The sequence below is a fragment of the Streptomyces hebeiensis genome (assembly GCF_052983195.1).
Genome location: NZ_CM129812.1, coordinates 2,823,622 through 2,842,112, shown reverse-complemented (window position 1 = coordinate 2,842,112; position 18,491 = coordinate 2,823,622). Strand labels below are relative to the sequence as shown.

The 18,491-nt window shown below is 72.3% G+C and carries 15 protein-coding genes and 1 tRNA gene; 12 read left to right on the top strand and 4 right to left on the bottom strand.

Annotated elements, in window-relative coordinates; translation table 11 throughout:
• Window positions 1–242 precede the first annotated feature (242 nt).
• From ACU6P3_RS12345 to ACU6P3_RS12335, 3 genes are read left to right on the top strand one after another with little or no spacing between them, the layout of a single operon-like run.
• On the top strand, window positions 243–686 hold the full coding sequence (locus ACU6P3_RS12345) for a hypothetical protein (RefSeq protein ID WP_447197180.1): 444 nt from the start codon (window positions 243–245) through the stop codon (window positions 684–686).
• Entirely contained in the window at window positions 686–2,755 is a 2,070-nt protein-coding gene (locus ACU6P3_RS12340; protein WP_447197179.1) for a hypothetical protein, read from the top strand. The genes ACU6P3_RS12345 and ACU6P3_RS12340 overlap by 1 nt, the downstream gene beginning before the upstream one ends.
• 32 nt (window positions 2,756–2,787) lie before the next feature.
• Window positions 2,788–3,333 carry a hypothetical protein gene (locus ACU6P3_RS12335; protein WP_447197178.1) on the top strand — a complete coding sequence of 182 codons (546 nt, stop codon included), beginning with the start codon at window positions 2,788–2,790 and terminating at the stop codon, window positions 3,331–3,333.
• A 219-nt stretch (window positions 3,334–3,552) separates the two neighbouring features.
• On the opposite strand, the gene ACU6P3_RS12330 is transcribed toward ACU6P3_RS12335, so the two are convergent.
• Window positions 3,553–3,627, bottom strand: a tRNA-Cys gene (locus ACU6P3_RS12330).
• Window positions 3,628–3,848: 221 nt separating this feature from the next.
• On the opposite strand from ACU6P3_RS12330, the gene ACU6P3_RS12325 reads away from it, so the two are divergent.
• From ACU6P3_RS12325 to ACU6P3_RS12300, 6 genes are all read left to right on the top strand, one after another.
• Window positions 3,849–5,369 carry an MFS transporter gene (locus tag ACU6P3_RS12325; RefSeq protein ID WP_447197177.1) on the top strand — a complete coding sequence of 507 codons (1,521 nt, stop codon included), beginning with the start codon at window positions 3,849–3,851 and terminating at the stop codon, window positions 5,367–5,369.
• Window positions 5,370–5,410: 41 nt separating this feature from the next.
• Complete coding sequence (locus tag ACU6P3_RS12320; protein WP_447197176.1) at window positions 5,411–5,611, top strand: ribbon-helix-helix protein, CopG family; 201 nt, start codon at window positions 5,411–5,413, stop codon at window positions 5,609–5,611.
• Window positions 5,608–5,991 (top strand): type II toxin-antitoxin system death-on-curing family toxin, encoded by a 384-nt coding sequence (locus ACU6P3_RS12315; protein ID WP_447197175.1) that lies wholly within the window; start codon window positions 5,608–5,610, stop codon window positions 5,989–5,991. Before ACU6P3_RS12320 ends, ACU6P3_RS12315 begins: the two co-directional genes overlap by 4 nt.
• A gap of 126 nt (window positions 5,992–6,117) precedes the next feature.
• Window positions 6,118–7,911 (top strand): DEAD/DEAH box helicase, encoded by a 1,794-nt coding sequence (locus tag ACU6P3_RS12310; RefSeq protein WP_447197174.1) that lies wholly within the window; start codon window positions 6,118–6,120, stop codon window positions 7,909–7,911.
• Between the two features lie 537 nt (window positions 7,912–8,448).
• On the top strand, window positions 8,449–9,090 hold the full coding sequence (locus tag ACU6P3_RS12305) for an IclR family transcriptional regulator (RefSeq protein ID WP_447197173.1): 642 nt from the start codon (window positions 8,449–8,451) through the stop codon (window positions 9,088–9,090).
• A 158-nt stretch (window positions 9,091–9,248) separates the two neighbouring features.
• Window positions 9,249–10,037, top strand: coding sequence for a S16 family serine protease (locus tag ACU6P3_RS12300; protein ID WP_447197172.1), 789 nt, complete (start codon window positions 9,249–9,251; stop codon window positions 10,035–10,037).
• A 112-nt stretch (window positions 10,038–10,149) separates the two neighbouring features.
• Here the strand turns inward: ACU6P3_RS12300 and ACU6P3_RS12295 are convergent, their stop codons facing one another.
• Window positions 10,150–10,659, bottom strand: coding sequence for an Lrp/AsnC family transcriptional regulator (locus ACU6P3_RS12295; protein WP_447197171.1), 510 nt, complete (start codon window positions 10,657–10,659; stop codon window positions 10,150–10,152).
• A 166-nt stretch (window positions 10,660–10,825) separates the two neighbouring features.
• On the opposite strand from ACU6P3_RS12295, the gene hppD reads away from it, so the two are divergent.
• Window positions 10,826–11,992: a 4-hydroxyphenylpyruvate dioxygenase gene (gene hppD / locus ACU6P3_RS12290; protein WP_447197170.1), complete on the top strand. Its 1,167-nt coding sequence runs from the start codon at window positions 10,826–10,828 to the stop codon at window positions 11,990–11,992.
• A gap of 570 nt (window positions 11,993–12,562) precedes the next feature.
• Here the strand turns inward: hppD and ACU6P3_RS12285 are convergent.
• Window positions 12,563–14,122, bottom strand: coding sequence for a tetratricopeptide repeat protein (locus tag ACU6P3_RS12285; RefSeq protein WP_447197169.1), 1,560 nt, complete (start codon window positions 14,120–14,122; stop codon window positions 12,563–12,565).
• A gap of 97 nt (window positions 14,123–14,219) precedes the next feature.
• Between ACU6P3_RS12285 and ACU6P3_RS12280 the strand changes: the two genes are divergently transcribed.
• Window positions 14,220–15,587 (top strand): FAD-binding oxidoreductase, encoded by a 1,368-nt coding sequence (locus tag ACU6P3_RS12280; RefSeq protein ID WP_447197168.1) that lies wholly within the window; start codon window positions 14,220–14,222, stop codon window positions 15,585–15,587.
• 72 nt (window positions 15,588–15,659) lie between these two features.
• On the opposite strand, the gene ACU6P3_RS12275 is transcribed toward ACU6P3_RS12280, so the two are convergent.
• Entirely contained in the window at window positions 15,660–16,136 is a 477-nt protein-coding gene (locus tag ACU6P3_RS12275) for an SsgA family sporulation/cell division regulator (RefSeq protein ID WP_447197167.1), read from the bottom strand.
• A 630-nt stretch (window positions 16,137–16,766) separates the two neighbouring features.
• On the opposite strand from ACU6P3_RS12275, the gene ACU6P3_RS12270 reads away from it, so the two are divergent.
• Complete coding sequence (locus tag ACU6P3_RS12270) at window positions 16,767–18,395, top strand: RDD family protein (protein ID WP_447197166.1); 1,629 nt, start codon at window positions 16,767–16,769, stop codon at window positions 18,393–18,395.
• The last annotated feature ends 96 nt before the right edge of the window (window positions 18,396–18,491 follow it).

Below are 18,491 nucleotides of genomic sequence, written 5' to 3'. Positions count from 1 at the left end.
CCACCGCCTTCAGGGGCCCGGGCGGCAACAGGTAACGGGGGCGTTGAGCGAGCGCGAGTCCGCGCGTGTTGGTGAGGTTCGAGGGCGGAGACGTCCGAGGGCGTCGGCAGCCGGGCGGGGCCGCCGTGGAACGTCTCCGGCCGGTGTTCTTTGTGACAGGTGTGACAGGTCCGAGAGTTCCGACCGGCCCGACGGCTCGCCGTAGCCGGGGTGGCCGAGTTCGGTGAAGCACGGGGGAAAGCGTGTCATTCGACCAGGAATGGTCTCAGGCCAAGAGTGCCGCGGCCGAACAGGCGACATCTCAGACGCGGCTCAACCAACTGGACGGGGGGCCCACGGGCCCGATCCCGGAAGGGGACCTGAAGGTCACCCAGTCCGATCTGGCGGCGATCGGCGACGAGGCGTTCAAGCTGTACCAGCGGCTGGACACGGACGGCGATCACGCCAAGCAGACCAGCTACGAGGCCGCGACCTCGCTGAAGCCGGACTTCGCCCTCGGCACGGCGCTCTCGACCGTGACCGACACATGGAAGACGCAGGTCGACACCCTGCTCGAAGCCTGTGCCCACATCTCCAACCACCTGGACTACACGGAGAACGCGCACGCGGAGGACGAGTACTACATCGCGACCCGGTTCCGCTACGCCGAACTGGACCAGGGCTTCGCGGAAGGGACCAGGCACTGATGGAACTCGACGCGCTCCGGCACGCCAATTTCTCCAAGCTCAGCACCGCCGTCGGCGACTGGACCACCATGATCACCAAGTTGGAGGAGCTGAAGGAGGACGCGAGGACCCAGCTCGACGGTGCCGCCAAGAAGGCCAACTGGGAAGGCGTCAACGCGACCGTCACCAAGAGCTTCATCCTGAAGACGGCCACGGAGTTCGCCGACGCGGTGACCGAGGCGACCACCATCCGCAACATCCTGCGCGACACGCACGACGAGCTCGTCGACTACAAGGACAGGCTCGGCACCGCCATCGAGAACGGCCTCAAGAAGAACCTCACGGTCGTCGGTACGGGCGACGGCGGTTTCACCGTGACGATGAACATCCACCCCGACCGGGCCGCCGAGGGCACCGAGGTGCCCGACCACACCCCCGAGGACGCGGAGAACCTGCGCGATGAGGTCCAGCGCATCCTCCAGGGTGCGACGGAGAGCGACAGGACGGCGTCGGACGCGCTGGTCGCCATCGTCACGCAGTCGCCGTACGGCTTCTCGGACGCCTCGTACGCGGACCGCGACGCGGCGGCCAAGGCGATCAAGGACGCCGAGCGGTACGCGAACCTCATCAAGAACAAGGGGGACGACATGTCCCCCGAGGAGTTCGACGCGCTCAACCGCGACCTGGCCCAGTATCGGGACGACCCCCTCTTCCAGGAGCGGTTCGCGACGACCCTCGGCCCGCGCGGTCTGCTCGATTTCTGGGCGGACCTGTCGGACCCCTCCGACGGCGGCGACCTCCAGCGTGCCCGCCGCGAGCAGCTCGGCGACTTCCAGCAGAACCTCAGCATGACGCTCGCGGGCGCCACGCAGTCGGACAGCCCCGCCATGCAGCGCTGGCAGGACGACATGGTGCGGCTGGGCGAGGAGCGCATCCAGACGCGCGGCGCGAACGTCTACGGCTTCCAGATCATGAGCAACCTCATGCGGGTGGGCGACTACAACGACGAGTTCCTGAACAAGTACGGGAACGCGCTCGTCAAGACCGAGAAGGACATGAAGATCCCCTCCCACTACTGGGTGGCGGGTCTCGGCGGTCCTTCGATGCCGAAGATGAACTTCATGGGGGAGGAGTTCGGCCGTGATCCCATGACGGGATTCATGAGCGCGCTCTCCAACAGCCCGGAGGCGTCCACGCAGTTCTTCAACACCACTCAGCCGCAGGACAACGCGCAGTACGTCCTGAAGGACCGGGAGGTCATCGAGGACACGCCGCTGGACGACGGCGACGCCAACCACGCGCGGGAGGCCACCGGCAAGGCACTTGTCGCCGCCACCACCGGCGTCAACCCCAATGACCCGGACGCCCGCCCCGTGCCGCACAGCCCGCAGAACCGCGAGGCCCTCGACCGCTCGCTCCGTTTCCTCTCCGAGGCCGGCGACGACTTCCCGTCGGAGATGCGCGACGACATGGCCGCCGTGCTCGTCAACTACGGCGACGAGACCCACCACACCGCCAGCTCGCAGGCCGACGACGCCAACGACCCAAGGCTGCTCGACCGCCACCACCTGATGGAGGTCACCAAGCAGGTCTCCCGTGACCAGAACGCCTACGGCATCCTCAACGACGGTCTCAACCAGGAAATGGTCCGGGACATCCACGCGGACAAACCGAGCGACCCGAAGGAAACGCTGCAACGGGCCGGAGCCACGGTCGGGTTCCTGGAGGAGGCCCGCTACCAGGCGCTCAAGACGGACAAGGAGGATCCGTCCTGGGACGCGAAGTGGGCGTACCACGGCTTCGGTGGTGCCGTGAACTTCATCCCGGTGGTCGGCGACGCCGCCCAGCGCGGCGTCGACGCGCTCGCCTACCAGTGGCAGCTCGACGAACAGGACAGGATCAACCAGGAGACCCAGCGGGAGAACGGCAAGACCTTCACCGCCCGCGAGAACCAGTTGCAGGCGCTGGCGGACCAGTGGTCCGCCGCCAACCCGGGTCACACCAACAACCGGTACACGCTGACGCAGGAGATCAACGAGGCGGCCTTCGCCGGCAACGACCGCGCACAAGGTCTCGCGGGAGACCAGTGATGCCAGTGATGCGAGTGATCCCAGTGATCCCAGTGATACGGCCCCGACGCGTTCGGCACACCGCGGCCGTCTTCACCCTGGGCGCGCTCCTCCTGGGAGCGACGGCCGGTTGCTCCGGCGCCCGGGGGTACGAGGTCCCCGCCGAACTCTGCGGCGTGCCCGCGGACACCGGCAGGCTCTCCCCCCTGCTCCCGGACGGTGACGCGATCGAACAGAAGGAGAACGATCTGGGGCAGGGGAGCCGGAGCTGCCGGCTGTCGGTGGACTCCCGGCAGGTGCTGTACGTACGGGCCGACGTGGTGCCCGCCGACACGGATCCGGTCAAGGTGAACGAGCACGCCCTGATCGGGCTGGGGAACCCGCAGCCGGCCGGCATCGGCGACGACGCGCGGATCGCTGACAAGGGCGCGCTCACGGTCGTCGCCTGCCCGGCCGACCCGCAGAAGCGGAAGTTCGTCCTGGAGGCGGACCTCGCGACGAAGACGCCCGAGGACACGGCCGACCGACGGCGGGCGCTGACCCGTTTCCTGGAGGCGTACCTCCCGCAGGTCCTCGAGAAGCGGGGCTGCACGGCCTGAGACCCAGCCGTACGACCTTGAGGCGGGGCGGCCCGGCGTGACGCGGACCACCCCGCCAAAGGCCCCCGGCCCCCGGCCGCCGAGCCGTGCGTGCCGCCGAGCCGTGCGTGCCGCCGAGCCGTGCGCGCCGCACGCGCCGTACCCCCGCACGCGCCGTACTCCCGCACGCGACGAAGCGGCCGCCCCGGAACCTGACCCGGGAAGCGGCCGCTTCGTACGTGGAGGCCGTGGCGGGAATCGAACCCGCGTAACTCGCTTTGCAGGCGAGCCCCTGAACCACTCGGGCACACGGCCGTCGCTGTCCTCCACTGCTCATGACCGTACGCGGGTCCCGCAGCACGGCCAAGGGTTCCGGACGGCGTGCAACGCGACTGCCATACGCCGTTCACGGTTCCCCGATTCCCTCGATTCCCCCCGGTTCGCCCGGCTCCCGGTCCGGTCGTACGACCAACGGACCAGCCGTGATCCACCCCGCGACAGGGCCGAAACCCCATGACGACTCTTACGCTGAGCCCATGACCGCCCTGGAGCCAGGCGACGCCGAAGCCGCCACCGCCGAACCACCCGCACCGGTCGGGCCCCTGAAGCCCGCAGCGCCCGTCCCGGCAGGGGGTCCCACCTCCCGGCCCACCGGCGTGCTGGGGCCGGAGCACCGGGCCCTGAGCGTCGGCATCGTCTCCGTCGTCCTGCTCATCGCCTTCGAGGCGACCGCCGTGGGCACCGCCATGCCGGTGGCCGCGCGGGAGCTGGACGGTGTCGCGCTGTACGCCTTCGCCTTCTCGGCGTACTTCACCACCAGCCTCTTCGCCATGGTCCTCGCCGGTCAGTGGGCCGACCGCAGTGGTCCGCTCGCGCCGCTCGCCACCGGCATCAGCGCCTTCGGCGCCGGGCTCCTGCTCTCGGGCACCGCCGTCGGCATGTGGCCGTTCATCCTGGGCCGCGCCGTGCAGGGGCTCGGCGGCGGGCTCGTCATCGTGGCGCTGTACGTGGTCGTCAGCCGCGCCTACCCGGAACGCCTGCGGCCCGCGATCATGGCCTCGTTCGCCGCGGCGTGGGTGGTGCCCTCCGTCGTCGGGCCGCTCGCCGCCGGTACCGTCACCGAACACATCGGCTGGCGCTGGGTCTTCATCGGCATCCCGGTACTCGTCGTACCGCCGCTCGCGCTCGCGCTGCCCGCGATACGCCGCCGAGCCGCCGGGCCGGCCGACCCCGCCGCGCCGCCCGTCGCCTTCGACCGGCGCAGGATCCGGCTCGCGCTCGGGATCTCGGTGGGCGCGGGGCTCCTGCAGTACGCGGGCCAGGAGCTGCGCTGGCTCTCCCTCGCCCCGGCCGCCGCGGGCGCCGCCCTGCTGGTCCCCGCCGTGCTCGGGCTGCTCCCGGCCGGCACCTGGCGCTCGGCCCGCGGGCTGCCGTCCGTGGTGCTGCTGCGCGGGGTCGCCGCCGGGGCGTTCGTGGCGGCCGAGAGCTTCGTCCCCCTGATGCTCGTCACCGAGCGCGGCCTGTCGCCGACGCTGGCCGGGCTCTCGCTCGCGGCGGGCGGCGCGACGTGGGCGTTCGGCTCGTACGTACAGTCCCGGCCGCGCCTGGAACCGTACCGGGAGCGGCTGATGGCCGGTGGCATGGTGCTGGTCGCGGTGGCCATCGCGACCGCGCCGAGCGTGCTGTTCGAGGCCGTGCCCGTGTGGATCGTGGCGGTCGCCTGGGGCGTGGGCTGCCTGGGGATGGGCGCGGTGATCGCCTCGACCAGCGTGCTGCTGCTGAAGCTCTCGGCGCCGGAGGAGGCGGGCACGAACTCCGCCGCGCTCCAGATCTCCGACGGGCTCTCGAACGTCCTGCTGCTGGCGGCGGGCGGCGCGGCCTTCGCGGCCCTGGGCGGCGGCGCGGCGGGCGGCCACGCGGCCACGGCCACCGCCGCGGCCGGCGCGACCGCGGCCGCCACGGGCTCCCACCCGGCGGCTTTCGCCGCGGTGTTCCTGCCGATGGCGGCGGTGGCGCTGGCGGGGGTGTGGGTGGCGGTCCGGATACGGCCGCGATGAGTGGTACCACTCTGGCCCCACCGGGGTGGTACCGTTTTGGTATGGCTATGAACCTGCGTCTTCGTGACGACCAGACCGAAGCCCTCAAGCAGCGCGCCGAGCAGGAGGGGACGAGCATGCACGCGATACTGCTGCAGGCCGTGGACGACTATCTGGCCAGGACCGCGCACGAGGCCATGGTCAGGAAGACGGCCAAAGAGCAGGCCGCCAAGTGGGGCGAGCTGATGGAGCGGCTCAAGTGACCTGTGTCTATCTGTCGGCCGAGGACGTCCTGGCCATCGCCGCGCACGCGTGTGACGACATGCAGGTGGTGCTCAGGGACGCCGGGCTCCTGGAGTCGGCGGTGCACCGGCCGTCGGCCGCGATGTTCGGGGAAGAGGCATACCCGGACGTCCTCGACAAGGCGGCGGCCCTCCTCCAGTCCCTGGCCGTCAACCACCCCTTCTTCGACGGCAACAAGCGCACGGCATGGCTCTCGTGCGTCACTTTCCTGGCCATCAACGACGTGCACCTGCGTCCCGACATCGACGCGGCCGAACGCCTGGTCATCGGCGTCGCCACCGGGCGGACCGAAGAGGTGAAAACGATCTCCGACGCGCTCCGGGAACTGCTCGCGCGCTGACAGTGTGACCGCTGTCGCAGTCGTTCGCGCAGTCCCCCGTTCGGGCCAGGAAGCGACCGGGCCCCCGGTAGGGTGGCCCGGTTGTCGTACGTAGCCCAGCCACCCAACGTGTTCGAACCGGAGACCGTGACTACCACCGCCGCCTCCTCGCACCATCTGTCGCCCGCCTTCCCCAACCGCGCGCCCTGGGGCACCGCCAACAAGCTGCGCGCCTGGCAGGAAGGCGCACTCGGCCGCTACCTCGAGCAGCAGCCCCGTGACTTCCTCGCCGTCGCGACCCCCGGAGCCGGGAAGACGACCTTCGCCCTGACGCTCGCCTCATGGCTGCTGCACCACCACGTCGTCCAGCAGGTGACCGTCGTCGCGCCGACCGAGCACCTGAAGAAGCAGTGGGCGGAGGCCGCCGCGCGGATCGGGATCAAGCTCGATCCCGAGTACAGCGCCGGCCCGCTGAGCAAGGAGTACGACGGCGTCGCCCTCACCTACGCGGGCGTCGGTGTCCGGCCCATGCTGCACCGCAACCGCTGCGAGCAGCGCAAGACCCTCGTCATCCTCGACGAGATCCACCACGCGGGCGACTCCAAGTCCTGGGGCGAGGCGTGCCTGGAGGCGTTCGAACCCGCCACCCGGCGGCTCGCGCTGACCGGTACGCCGTTCCGGTCCGACACCAACCCCATCCCCTTCGTCGCGTACGAGGAGGGGAACGACGGCATCCGCCGCTCCGCCGCCGACTACACGTACGGATACGGCAACGCCCTCGGCGACGGCGTCGTCCGGCCCGTCATCTTCCTCAGCTACAGCGGCAACATGCGCTGGCGCACCAAGGCCGGTGACGAGATCGCCGCCCGGCTCGGCGAACCCATGACCAAGGACGCGGTCTCGCAGGCGTGGCGCACGGCGCTCGACCCGCGCGGCGACTGGATGCCGAACGTGCTGCGCGCCGCCGACCAGCGCCTCACCGAGGTCCGCAAGGGCATCCCTGACGCCGGCGGCCTGGTCATCGCGACCGACCAGGACTCGGCCCGCGCGTACGCCAAGCTGATCCGCGAGATCACCGGCACGAAGGCCACCGTCGTCCTCTCCGACGACGCGGGCGCCTCGCAGCGCATCGACGACTTCAGTCGGAGCGACGACCGCTGGATGGTCGCGGTCCGCATGGTGTCGGAAGGCGTCGACGTGCCCCGCCTCGCCGTGGGTGTGTACGCGACGACGATCTCGACCCCGCTGTTCTTCGCGCAGGCGGTGGGCCGTTTCGTACGGTCCAGGCGGCGTGGCGAGACGGCTTCGGTGTTCCTGCCCACCATCCCCAACCTCCTGGGCTTCGCCAACGAGATGGAGGTGGAGCGCGACCACGTCCTCGACAAGCCGAAGAAGGAGGGCGGCGAGGAGGACCCGTACGCGGAGTCCGAGAAGGAGATGGCGGAGGCCGAGAAGCAGCAGGATGAAGACACCGGCGAACAGGACATGCTGCCGTTCGAGGCGCTGGAGTCCGACGCCGTCTTCGACCGGGTCCTCTACGACGGCGCCGAGTTCGGCATGCAGGCGCACCCCGGCAGCGAGGAGGAGCAGGACTACCTCGGCATCCCGGGTCTGCTCGAACCCGACCAGGTGCAGTTGCTGCTCCAGAAGCGGCAGGCCCGCCAGATCGCGCACAGCCGCAAGAAGCCCGACGCCGAGGCGGACCTGCTCGAACTGCCGGCCGAGCGGCGCCCGGTGGTCTCGCACAAGGAACTGCTCGAACTGCGCAAGCAGCTGAACACGATGGTCGGCGCGTACGTCCACCAGAGCGGCAAGCCGCACGGCGTGATCCACACGGAGCTGCGCCGGGTGTGCGGCGGCCCGCCGAGCGCGGAGGCGACGGCCGGACAGATTCGCGAACGCATCGCGAAGGTGCAGGAGTGGGCGACCCGGATGCGGTGACCGGGACCAGGGAGCCCGCCGGCGACCGGGGCCGGGGCCGGGGGCTGGGACGCGGCGGCCCCTGGCGCCCCCATCCGCTCGCCGACCGACGGGTATCGGCTGTATGAGTCGTTCCGCATGCGGTGAAGCGGTGGAGGTATCGGCGAGAAGCCGTACGAGTTGTCGGCGGGGCCGTCGTACGGGAGTGGCCGCGGACCGAACCGGCGGCGGCCTCCGGTGCCTTCGGGCGGCCCCGAACGGACCCCACCCGCGCCTCGGGCACTCCTGCGACGCTCCCGGCCACCCCAGGGCGCCCGGCATACGGCGAATGATCAGAAGAAGTCGCCCATGTCGCCACTCCATCCCGCTTCGGGTGCGTTTCTGGCGATGAATGATGACTGGTGCGCCGCTCTGACCGGATTCTGGACGAGGACTTCCACTGAGCGGTGCGTATCGCTACTCTCCCGGCACACAAGGTAAACGCTCCGTGGCAATCGCCATGGACTTCGTGAGAGTGCCGTCGTCACTCACTCCGAAGCATCCGAAGGAGAGGGCGTCGTGACCGCGGAGACCTCCCAGACGCTGGACCGGGGACTACGTGTCCTGAAACTGCTCGCCGACACCGACCACGGCCTGACCGTCACCGAGCTGTCCGCCAAGCTCGGTGTCAACCGGACCGTCGTCTACCGCCTGCTCGCGACCCTGGAACAACACGCCCTGGTCCGCCGCGACCTGGGCGGCCGGGCCAGGGTCGGCCTCGGGGTGCTGCGCCTGGGCCGCCAGGTGCATCCGCTCGTACGGGAAGCGGCCCTGCCCGCCCTGCGCGCGCTGGCCGAGGACATAGGGGCCACGGCGCACCTGACGCTGGTGGACGGGGCGGAGGCCCTGGCGGTCGCCGTGGTGGAGCCGACCTGGACCGACTACCACGTCGCCTACCGGGCCGGTTTCCGCCACCCCCTGGACCGGGGCGCCGCAGGCAAGGCGATCCTCGCCGCCCGCCGGAGCGCCCAGGCCGAGCCGCACTGCACGCTCACGCACGGAGAGCTGGAGGCGGGCGCCAGCGGCGCGGCGGCGGCCCTGGTGGGCGTGACGGGGATCGAGGGGAGCGTGGGCGTGGTGATGCTCGCGGACTCCGTACCGGAACGGGTCGGGCCGCGCGTGGTCGACGCGGCCCGGGAGGTGTCGGACGCGCTGCGGTGAGCCGGACGCCGGAAGCCGCCGCCGGAGCCGGACCCCGAGCTCGTACCCCTGAGCGTCGTGCCCCGGAACGGAAGGCCTGGTGAAGGACCGGCGGAGGGCGGGCGGAGTCGGGCGGACGGCCCGACCGGTGCATCCGCCCGGAAGATAGATTGACACCCGTGTCTTCTCGTCTCTCCCGCCCCGGCGTCCTCGCCCTCTGCGCCCTGCCCATCGCCGTCCTGTTCGCGCTCGTCGGCGCCGCGCCGCTGCCGTACGCCGTGGCGCAGCCCGGGTCGACCGTCAACGTCCTCGGCAAGGACCAGGGCAAGCCGATCGTCTCCGTCAAAGGGGTGCCCGAGCGGACGACCAAGGGCCAGCTGCGGATGACGACGATCGTGGCGACCGGCCCTTCCACGAAGGTCGACTTCGGCGATGTGGTCGAGGCGTGGTTCCGGACGGACCGGGCCGTGCTCCCGCACGACGCCGTCTACCCCTCGGGCCAGACCGACCGGCAGATCGAGAAGCACAACATCCGCGACATGGTCCAGTCGCAGGACTCCGCGACCCGGGCCGCCCTCGGCTATCTGGGCAGGAGCCCGCGAGAGGTCGACGTCAAGCTGCACCTCGCGGACATCGGGGGGCCCAGCGCCGGGCTGCTCTTCGCCCTCGGCATCGTCGACAAGATCGAGGGCGACGGTTCGGGCGGCGAACTGACCGGTGGCCGCTCCATCGCCGGTACGGGCACGATCAGCGCCGACGGCACGGTCGGCCCGGTGGGCGGTGTCTCCCTCAAGACGCAGGCGGCCGGCCGGGACGGGGCGACCGTCTTCCTCGTACCCAAGGCGGAGTGCGCGGACGCGCAGGCCGAACTGCCGGAGGGGATGCGGCTGATCCCGGTCGAGACGCTCAAGGGCACGGTCTCGTCGCTGCGGGCACTGGAGAAGGGCGGCGAGGTCCCGGCCTGCTGAGCCGCCGCTCGGGAGACGCCCGCACGGCCGCGGGGACGTGCGACGCCCGCGGGGCCGCGGGACCGTTCCGCCGGGCGTACCGCGGAGCCCGGAGACTCGCGTGGCCCGCGCGTCACCCCCGGCCGTCGGCGCCCTCGGCCGCCGCCTGCTCGACCAGCGGGATGATCCGCAGCGGTACGGGGTTCTCCATCACGATGGCCGTGGCCGCCCGGACGATGCCGTCGAAGCCGACGACCCGGTCGATCACCCGCTGGAGGTCCGCGTTGGAGCGGGCGACGAGCCGGCAGAGCATGTCGCCCTCGCCGGTGGTGGTGTGCAGTTCGAGCACCTCGGGGACGCCGCTGAGGTGTTCCCGTACGTCCGCGCCCTGCCCCTGCTTGATCTCCAGCGTCGCGAAGGCCGTGACGGGATACCCGAGGGCGGCCGGATCGACCGTCGGGCCGAAGCCCCGGATCACCCCGCCCGACTGGAGCCGGTCGAGCCGCGCCTGTACGGTCCCGCGCGCCACGCCGAGCCGGCGCGACGCCTCCAGCACGCCGATCCGCGGCTCGCGCGCCAGCAGCACGATGAGCCGGCCGTCCAGTCCGTCGATACCCGTGTCCGCGCCCGCGCCCCTGCCCATGCCGTATCCCTTCCCCTTCCCGGCCGCTTCCCGCCATCGGCGGGCCGACGACAAACCGTGGTCACCCTGTGCACATAGTCCGGTCATTCTGGCATTCGACTGGGCAACATGCCCAGTGACAGCGCCATCTGTTGCGCACCTTGCGGACCGGCGGGACGCTGAGTTCATGGCTGACACCTCGACGCACACCTCGACGCACCTCGGCAGCGCTCCCGACACCGCGCGCGAGGCCGACCCGTTCCCGGTCAAGGGAATGGACGCGGTCGTCTTCGCCGTCGGCAACGCCAAGCAGGCCGCGCACTACTACTCCACGGCCTTCGGCATGAAGCTCGTCGCCTACTCCGGACCGGAGAACGGCAGCCGGGAGACCGCGAGTTACGTGCTCACCAACGGCTCCGCCCGTTTCGTCCTCACGTCCGTCATCAAACCGTCCACCGAGTGGGGCACCTTCCTCGCCGAGCATGTCGCCGCCCACGGCGACGGCGTCATCGACCTCGCGATCGAGGTGCCGGACGCCCGCGCGGCGTACGCCTACGCCACCGAGCACGGCGCGCGCGGCATCCAGGAGCCGTACGAGCTCAAGGACGAGCACGGCACGGTCGTGCTCGCCGCGATCGGCACGTACGGCAAGACCCGCCACACCCTGGTCGAACGCTCCGGCTACGACGGCCCCTACCTGCCGGGCTTCGCCCCCGCGGAGCCGATCGTGGCACCCCCGGCCAAGCGCGTCTTCCAGGCCATCGACCACTGCGTGGGCAACGTCGAACTGGGCCGCATGAACGAGTGGGTGGACTTCTACCACCGGGTCATGGGCTTCACGAACATGAAGGAGTTCGTCGGCGACGACATCGCCACCGAATACTCGGCGCTGATGTCGAAGGTCGTCGCGGACGGCACGCTGAAGGTCAAGTTCCCCATCAACGAACCCGCCGTCGCCAAGAAGAAGTCCCAGATCGACGAGTACCTGGAGTTCTACGGCGAGGCCGGAGTCCAGCACATCGCGCTCGCCACGAACGACATCGTCGCGTCGGTCCGGGCGATGCGCGCGGCGGGCGTGCAGTTCCTGGACACGCCCGACTCGTACTACGACACCCTGGGGGAGTGGGCGGGCGAGACCCGGGTGCCGGTCGAGACGTTGCGCGAGCTGAAGATCCTGGTGGACCGGGACGAGGACGGCTACCTGCTCCAGATCTTCACCAAGCCCGTGCAGGACCGGCCGACGGTGTTCTTCGAGATGATCGAGAGGCACGGGTCCATGGGGTTCGGCAAGGGGAACTTCAAGGCCCTGTTCGAAGCGATCGAGAGGGAGCAGGAGCGCCGGGGCAACCTCTGAGGGTGCCGGGGGCGCGGGGTGCGCCTGCGGCGGGCTGTTCCCCTCCCCGCCCCTTCCCACAACCGGGGCGGGGCCCCGGACCCCCGTTGCGGGGGCTTCGCCCCCGAGCCCCCGTCGCGCCGGCTGCGCGGCGGGGGGCCTCCGGCCCGGTGCGGGCGCGTGGGGTGCGGGCGGACGTCGCGCGCCACACAGACCCCCTTCAGCACCCGCCACCAACCGGCCGGGACGACCTACGGCCCGCAGTCGGCCAGCGGCACCCACACCCCACCGGCCGGCCCGGACGACCCGGCGGCCCGCAGGCGACCACCGGCGGGAGGGGGCCGGGGTCGCAGGAGGTGCGTGTCCGGACACTAAAGCGTGATGTGTGACGCGCGACGACCGCCCGCCATCGCACGTCCGCCCGACGCGCGTCGTACGGGGGCCTGGGGGTGTCCCCCAGAAAGCACAGCATGCCGTCCGGACATGTACCTCCGGAGGCCCCGGCCCCCGCACCACCCACCGCCGGACGGCACCGCACCCCGCACCCGCACCGCGCCCCCGCCGGAGGCGACCCCGCCGGGAGGCCAACCCCTACCCCCGCAACCCCTCCCGCGCCCTCGGCGCCAACAGCGGCGAGAAGTGCGGATTCGTCCGCAGCGCCTCCTCCAGGTGCAGCCGCGCCGCGCTCCGCATCCCGAGCGCCCGCTCGATCTCGCCCCGGTGGTACGCGTACAGCGCACTGCGCGTCCCCTGCCCCGTCGCCCTCTTGGCGTACGCCAGCGCCTCCTTCGTCTCGCCCGCCCGGTACAGCGCCCAGCCCAGCGCGTCCGCCACCGCCAGGCTCCGGCGGCCGTGGTCCCACTCGCCGCGCAGCCGCCGGACCGCCGACCGGGCGTCACCGTGGTCCGCCTCGTAGCGGGCGAGGACCAACTCCTCGTTCACGCCGTCGCGTCGCGCCCGCGCCGCCTGCGCGCGCAGCCGCGCGTACTGCGTCCGCGCGTCCCCGTCCAGCCGCTCCGAGTCGTACAACTCGCCCAGTTCCAGCATGATCTCCGGGCTCGGCAGCCGGTCCAGCGCGCCCAGGTAGTCGGTGTACGCCTCGGCCGTCCTGCCCAGCGCGGCCAGCGCCCGCGCCCGTCCGGCCCGGGCCGCCGGCTCGTCGTGGACGGTGGCGAGCGCCGCGTCGTAGTGGGCCAGGGACACGGCCGGTTCGCCCCGTTCCCAGGCCAGTTCGCCGAGCAGACGCAGGGCCGCCGCCTTCTCGGCGGGCGAACCGGCACGGGCGGCGGCCTCGTCCGCCTTGGCCTCCGCGTCCTCGCGCCAGCCCCGGTCACGGAAGACCCGCGCCGTGCGCAGGAGCACCGGGGCGCCCGAGCGCAGCTTCGTCAGCTCGTCCAGTGCCCGGCCGGCCGCCCGGTGGTCACCGAGGCCGGTGTACGCGTCGACCAGCACCGCGTACGACGTCCACAGCCGGGGCTGCCGCGCGCGCAGCGTCTCGCCCCAGCGCTTGGCGGTGGCGTAGTCGTGCCGCGCGCCGGCCAGGGAGGCGAGCCCGGCCAGTCCCTCCCGCAGCGCCTCCGCCGGTACGGCGGCCGGGCCGCCCGCGCCGCCCCGCTCCCGGGGCTTGGCGTCCTCACCACGCTCGGCCGCCCCGTTCGGCCCGGCCGGCTTCTCCGTCGCGTCGACGGAACCCACGGAACCCACGGCACCGGCGGAACCGGCGGAACCCGCAGAACCAGAAGACCCCGCGGCCCCCGCGGCACGCGGACCGTCCAGCGCCCGCCGCAGCGCCCGTTCGGCCTTCGGGAAGTACGCCGAGTCCGCCCGCGCCGCCCCGCGTGCCACGTACGCCGAGCCGAGCACCGCCCACGCCCGCGCGTCCTCCGGGTGCGCGCGCACATGGGCCTCCCGGTCGCGGATGAGCGCGCCCAGCTCCTGTACCGCGCTGCGCCCGCCGGGGCCCACGGCCCGTACGTCCGACGACGGCGCACGCTCCGGGCGCGCGCCCTCCTCCGGTGCGAAGAGCGCCGCGCCCCCCACCAGCACCGCTCCCAACCCGGCGGCCAGCAACGTCTTCCTGGCCTGCCCGGACCGCCCGAGACGGCCGTTCAGGTCCCTCTCCGCCGCATCCACGACGTCCGTCGCATCCATGGTGATTACTGTGCGTCAATATGATCAGTACACCGTGTGTGTCGGAACGGGTCGCAGACGGGTTCACACCGATGGCCCCGGGTGCGACTCTGGGCTCATGGACGATCTCCTCGCGCGGTTGCGGTCCGGGCTCCCCTCCGAGGCCCTGCTCACCGACCCCGACGTCATGGCCTCGTACGCCAACGACATGGCGAGCTTCTGCGCCGCGGGCGCGCCCGTCGCGGTCGTGCTGCCGCGCACGGTGGAGCACGTCCAGCACGTCATGCGCACGGCGACCGCGCTCCGCGTCCCCGTCGTCCCGCAGGGCGCCCGTACGGGGCTGTCCGGCGCCGCGAACGCCTCGGACGGGTGCGTCGTCCTCTCCCTGACCAAGATGGACCGGATCCTGGAGATCAACCCGGTCGACCGCATCGCCGTCGTCGAACCGGGCGTCGTCAACGCCACGCTCTCCCGCGCCGTCGGCGAACTGGGCCTGTACTACCCGCCCGACCCCTCCAGCTGGGAGATGTGCACCATCGGCGGCAACATCGGCACGGCGTCCGGCGGCCTGTGCTGCGTGAAGTACGGCGTCACCGCCGAGTACGTCCTCGGCCTCGACGTCGTCCTCGCCGACGGCCGCCTCCTGACCACCGGTCGCCGCACGGCCAAGGGCGTCGCCGGCTACGACCTGACGCGGCTCTTCGTCGGCTCCGAGGGCAGCCTCGGCATCGTCGTCAAGGCCGTCCTCGCACTCCGGCCCAAGCCACCGCGGTCCCTCGTCGTCGCGGCCGAGTTCGGCTCCGCGGCGGACGCCTGCGACGCCGTCTGCCGCATCATGGAGCGCGGTCACACCCCCTCGTTGCTCGAACTGATGGACCGTACGACGGTCCGCGCCGTCAACGCCATGGCGAACATGGGGCTTCCCGACACCACCGAGGCCCTGCTGCTCGCCGCCTTCGACACCCCCGACCCCGCACCCGACCTCGCCGCCGTCGGTGACCTCTGCGCCGCCGCCGGCGCCACCGAGGTCGTCCCCGCGGAGGATCCGGCGGAGTCGGAGCTGCTCCTCGAGGCGCGCCGGCTCGCCCTGCCCGCGCTGGAAACCGTCCGGTCGGCCACGATGATCGACGACGTCTGCGTCCCCCGCACGCGCCTCGGGGCGATGCTCGACGGCACGGCCGCCATCGCGGACAAGCACGGTCTGACCATCGGCGTCTGCGCGCACGCGGGCGACGGCAACACCCACCCGGTCGTCTGCTTCGACCCGGCCGACCCCGACGAGTCCCGGCGGGCCCGTACGTCGTTCGACGAGATCATGGCGCTCGGCCTGGAACTGGGCGGCACGATCACCGGCGAACACGGGGTCGGTGTCCTGAAGAAGGAGTGGCTGTCCCGCGAACTTGGCCCGGTGGGGCTGGAGTTGCAGCGCGGCATCAAGCGGACGTTCGACCCGCTGGGCCTGCTCAACCCGGGAAAGCTCTTCTGACCGGGACAGGTGCCGCCAGTACGCCCGAGTCCCGACCGCCGGACCCCCGGCCGCCCGGGCCCGGCCGGCCGACTACGCCTCGCCCTCGCGCGACTCGTCCGACGGCCACTGACCTCGCGACCGCGGGTCGTCCGAGGGGGTCGGGGCCAGCAGGTCGGCCAGTTCGCCGTCCAGCCCGAGCCGCGCCGCCTCCGTTCCCGGCGGCACGATCCGCAGCGTCCGCTCGACCCACGCGTACACCGCGTCCGAGGGCGCCTCCAGCAAGGCGTCCCCGTCGGGCGAACTGAGCGCGAAACACAGCACGCTCCGCCCGTCCGCCTTCGTCGGCCAGACGCGCACGTCCCCCTGCCCGCACGGCCTGAACACTCCCTCCACCAGAAGTTCACGGGCGAAGGCCCACTCCACGGGGCTGTCCGAGCCGATGTGGAAGGTGACGCGCACGGCGTACGGATCGTCCGTGCGGTAGGTCAGCCGGGCCGGGACGGGGACGCTGTACTCCGGTGACAGCACCAGATTCAGCTCCAGTTCGCGTTCCACCACGGTGTCCATGAACGGCACTTCCTTTCCCCTGCGCTTTCCCGGCGCTTTTCCTGGCGAGGGCCCGATGACGGGGCCGTACCGGATGAGAGAGCGGAAGGGCCCGCCTATGACGCGACTTCCGCGACTTCCGGCAGGTGAATTTTTCGTAAGCGTCGGCAGGTGCCCGCGGGCGGACGTCGACGGCGCCCGGACCGGCGTGTGCCGGTGCGGGCCGGTTCGTGGGGGCCGGTACGAGGGACGCCGCCCGGGACGGCCCCGACCAGCGGGTACGGGCGGGCGCGCCTGTACGAGGACGCGCGCCACCCTGATGGGGGTGCGTGCGACCCTGATGGGCGAGCCGGGACCGCGACGGTTGACTTTTGTGGGGATCAATCGCTTCTTGTAGGTACTGGCGTGCGACTCTTCGCGCACCCTGGCGAAGAGATTCCACCCCACAGCCTTACGCTTCGCCTCGACGTCTTCGGTCTGCCGCTCGAACACGGTCCTGTCCACCGGTCCTCTTCCTCAGGTATCCGTGTTCTTCGTTACTGTCTTCCATGGACAAGCGGCGGCACGCCCCGTCAGGCGCCGCGCGGGGCGATGCGAGGCGCAGCCCGAGGACATGTCCGATCAAGGTGTGAGTGAACGGAGTTGGGGTCAGTGGCTACTCCTCCTGGTGACGGTGGAAACGTACCCAGGGAAGGGTTCTACCCAGACCCGTCCATCCCGGGATATGTCCGGTACTGGAACGGTGCCGCCTGGGTGCCCGGCACGAGCCGGCCCGCGCCCCCGGGCGACGAGGCGGGGCCCGGGACACCGGCGGTCCCGGACCGGCCCGCCGTCGACGAGACGGGTCCGGTCTTCCTGGACGAGGAGCCGGCCCGGGATCCCCGGCGGGAGTCCCAGGAGCCGGCGTCAGCGTGGCAGGCCGATGTCTCGCGGCAGGGCGGCTTCGGGGACGAGCGCGACGCCCGGGTCTCGTGGGGAGCGCACGGCCCCGACCCCCGGGTGCCCGCGCCCGCCCCGGCCCCCGTGGATCCGGCTCGGGCCCCCGGCGCGCGGGACGGGGAGGGCGACCCGACCGGTGGCGCCCTGCCCGGTGTACGGGGCCTCGGGCCCGGCTCGCCGGACGACCCGCCGCCCACGGACGGTACGGTCGCGATCCGCGCGATGCGACGCGGTGTCGGGCCGGGCACCGGAGCAGGACCGGGCGCCGGTACGGCCACGGGGGCCGCGTCCGGGACCGGCCGGCCCGGCCCCGACGGCCAGGAGCCGCCGGCCGGGGCGGCGCTGATGCCCGCCCCGCGCGACGGCGACCGGCCGCCCGTCGACAGCACGGTCGCCATCCGCGCGCTGCGTGCCGCCCGCCGTGCCAAGGACGAGGAAGCCGCGTCCGGGCGCCCGGGCGCGTCCGAGGGCACGATGACGATCCGCGCGCTGAGCCAGGGCGCCGCCGGGGCACGGGCGCTGCCCCCGCCGCCCACCAGGCCGAAGCCCCAACTTCCCGGTCGGGTCGAGCCGATCACCGCGCCATCGGCCCAACCCCAGGCACAACCTCAGCCCCAGACACAACCACAGACTCAGCAGCCCCCGCGGATCCAGCAGCCCCAGCAACCTCAGCCGCCGGAGGGCCCGCTCCCGTCGGCCGGCGTGCCGAACACTGTCATCAGCTCCGGAGCGGGTGGCGGCGCCACGTCCTGGGCCCAGCAGCCGCTTCCGCGCGACGGCGGCGACCAGGCCGTCCTGCCGTGGAAGCCGCCCGCCGACGACCCGTTCCTCCGCCACGCCCAGGCCCAGGCGGCGGCCAGGCCCGCGGGACTCGGCAGGCGGTTCGCGGCCCGGCTGATCGACAGCGCCGTACTGGGCGCGGTCGTCGGTGCCGTCGCGGTCCCTCTGGCCGGCCGGGCGCTCACCCATGTCGACGACAAGGTGGAGGCGGCCCGGCAGACCGGTCAGACCGTCACCGTCTGGCTGCTGGACGCCACGACGGGCGCCTATCTCGGCGCGGTGCTCGCCGCGCTGCTGATCGTCGGGGCGCTGTACGAGGCGCTGCCGACCGCCCGGTGGGGCCGCACCCTGGGCAAGAAGCTGTGCGGCCTCGAGGTGCGCGACATCGAGACCCATGAACCCCCGCCGTTCGGCGCCGCGCTGCGCCGCTGGCTGGTGTACAGCGTGCTCGGGGTCCTCGCCGTCGGTGTCCTCAACGTGCTGTGGTGCCTCTTCGACCGCCCCTGGCGGCAGTGCTGGCACGACAAGACGGCCCACACCTTTGTGGCGGGCTCGCGCTGAGGACATGACACGGAGGCTCCGTTCGGAGCCTCCGTGCACCGTGCGGGGCTTTCGCGCCGCCCCCGCGGCAGCGAGCCGACCGGGCGGCCGGGGCGG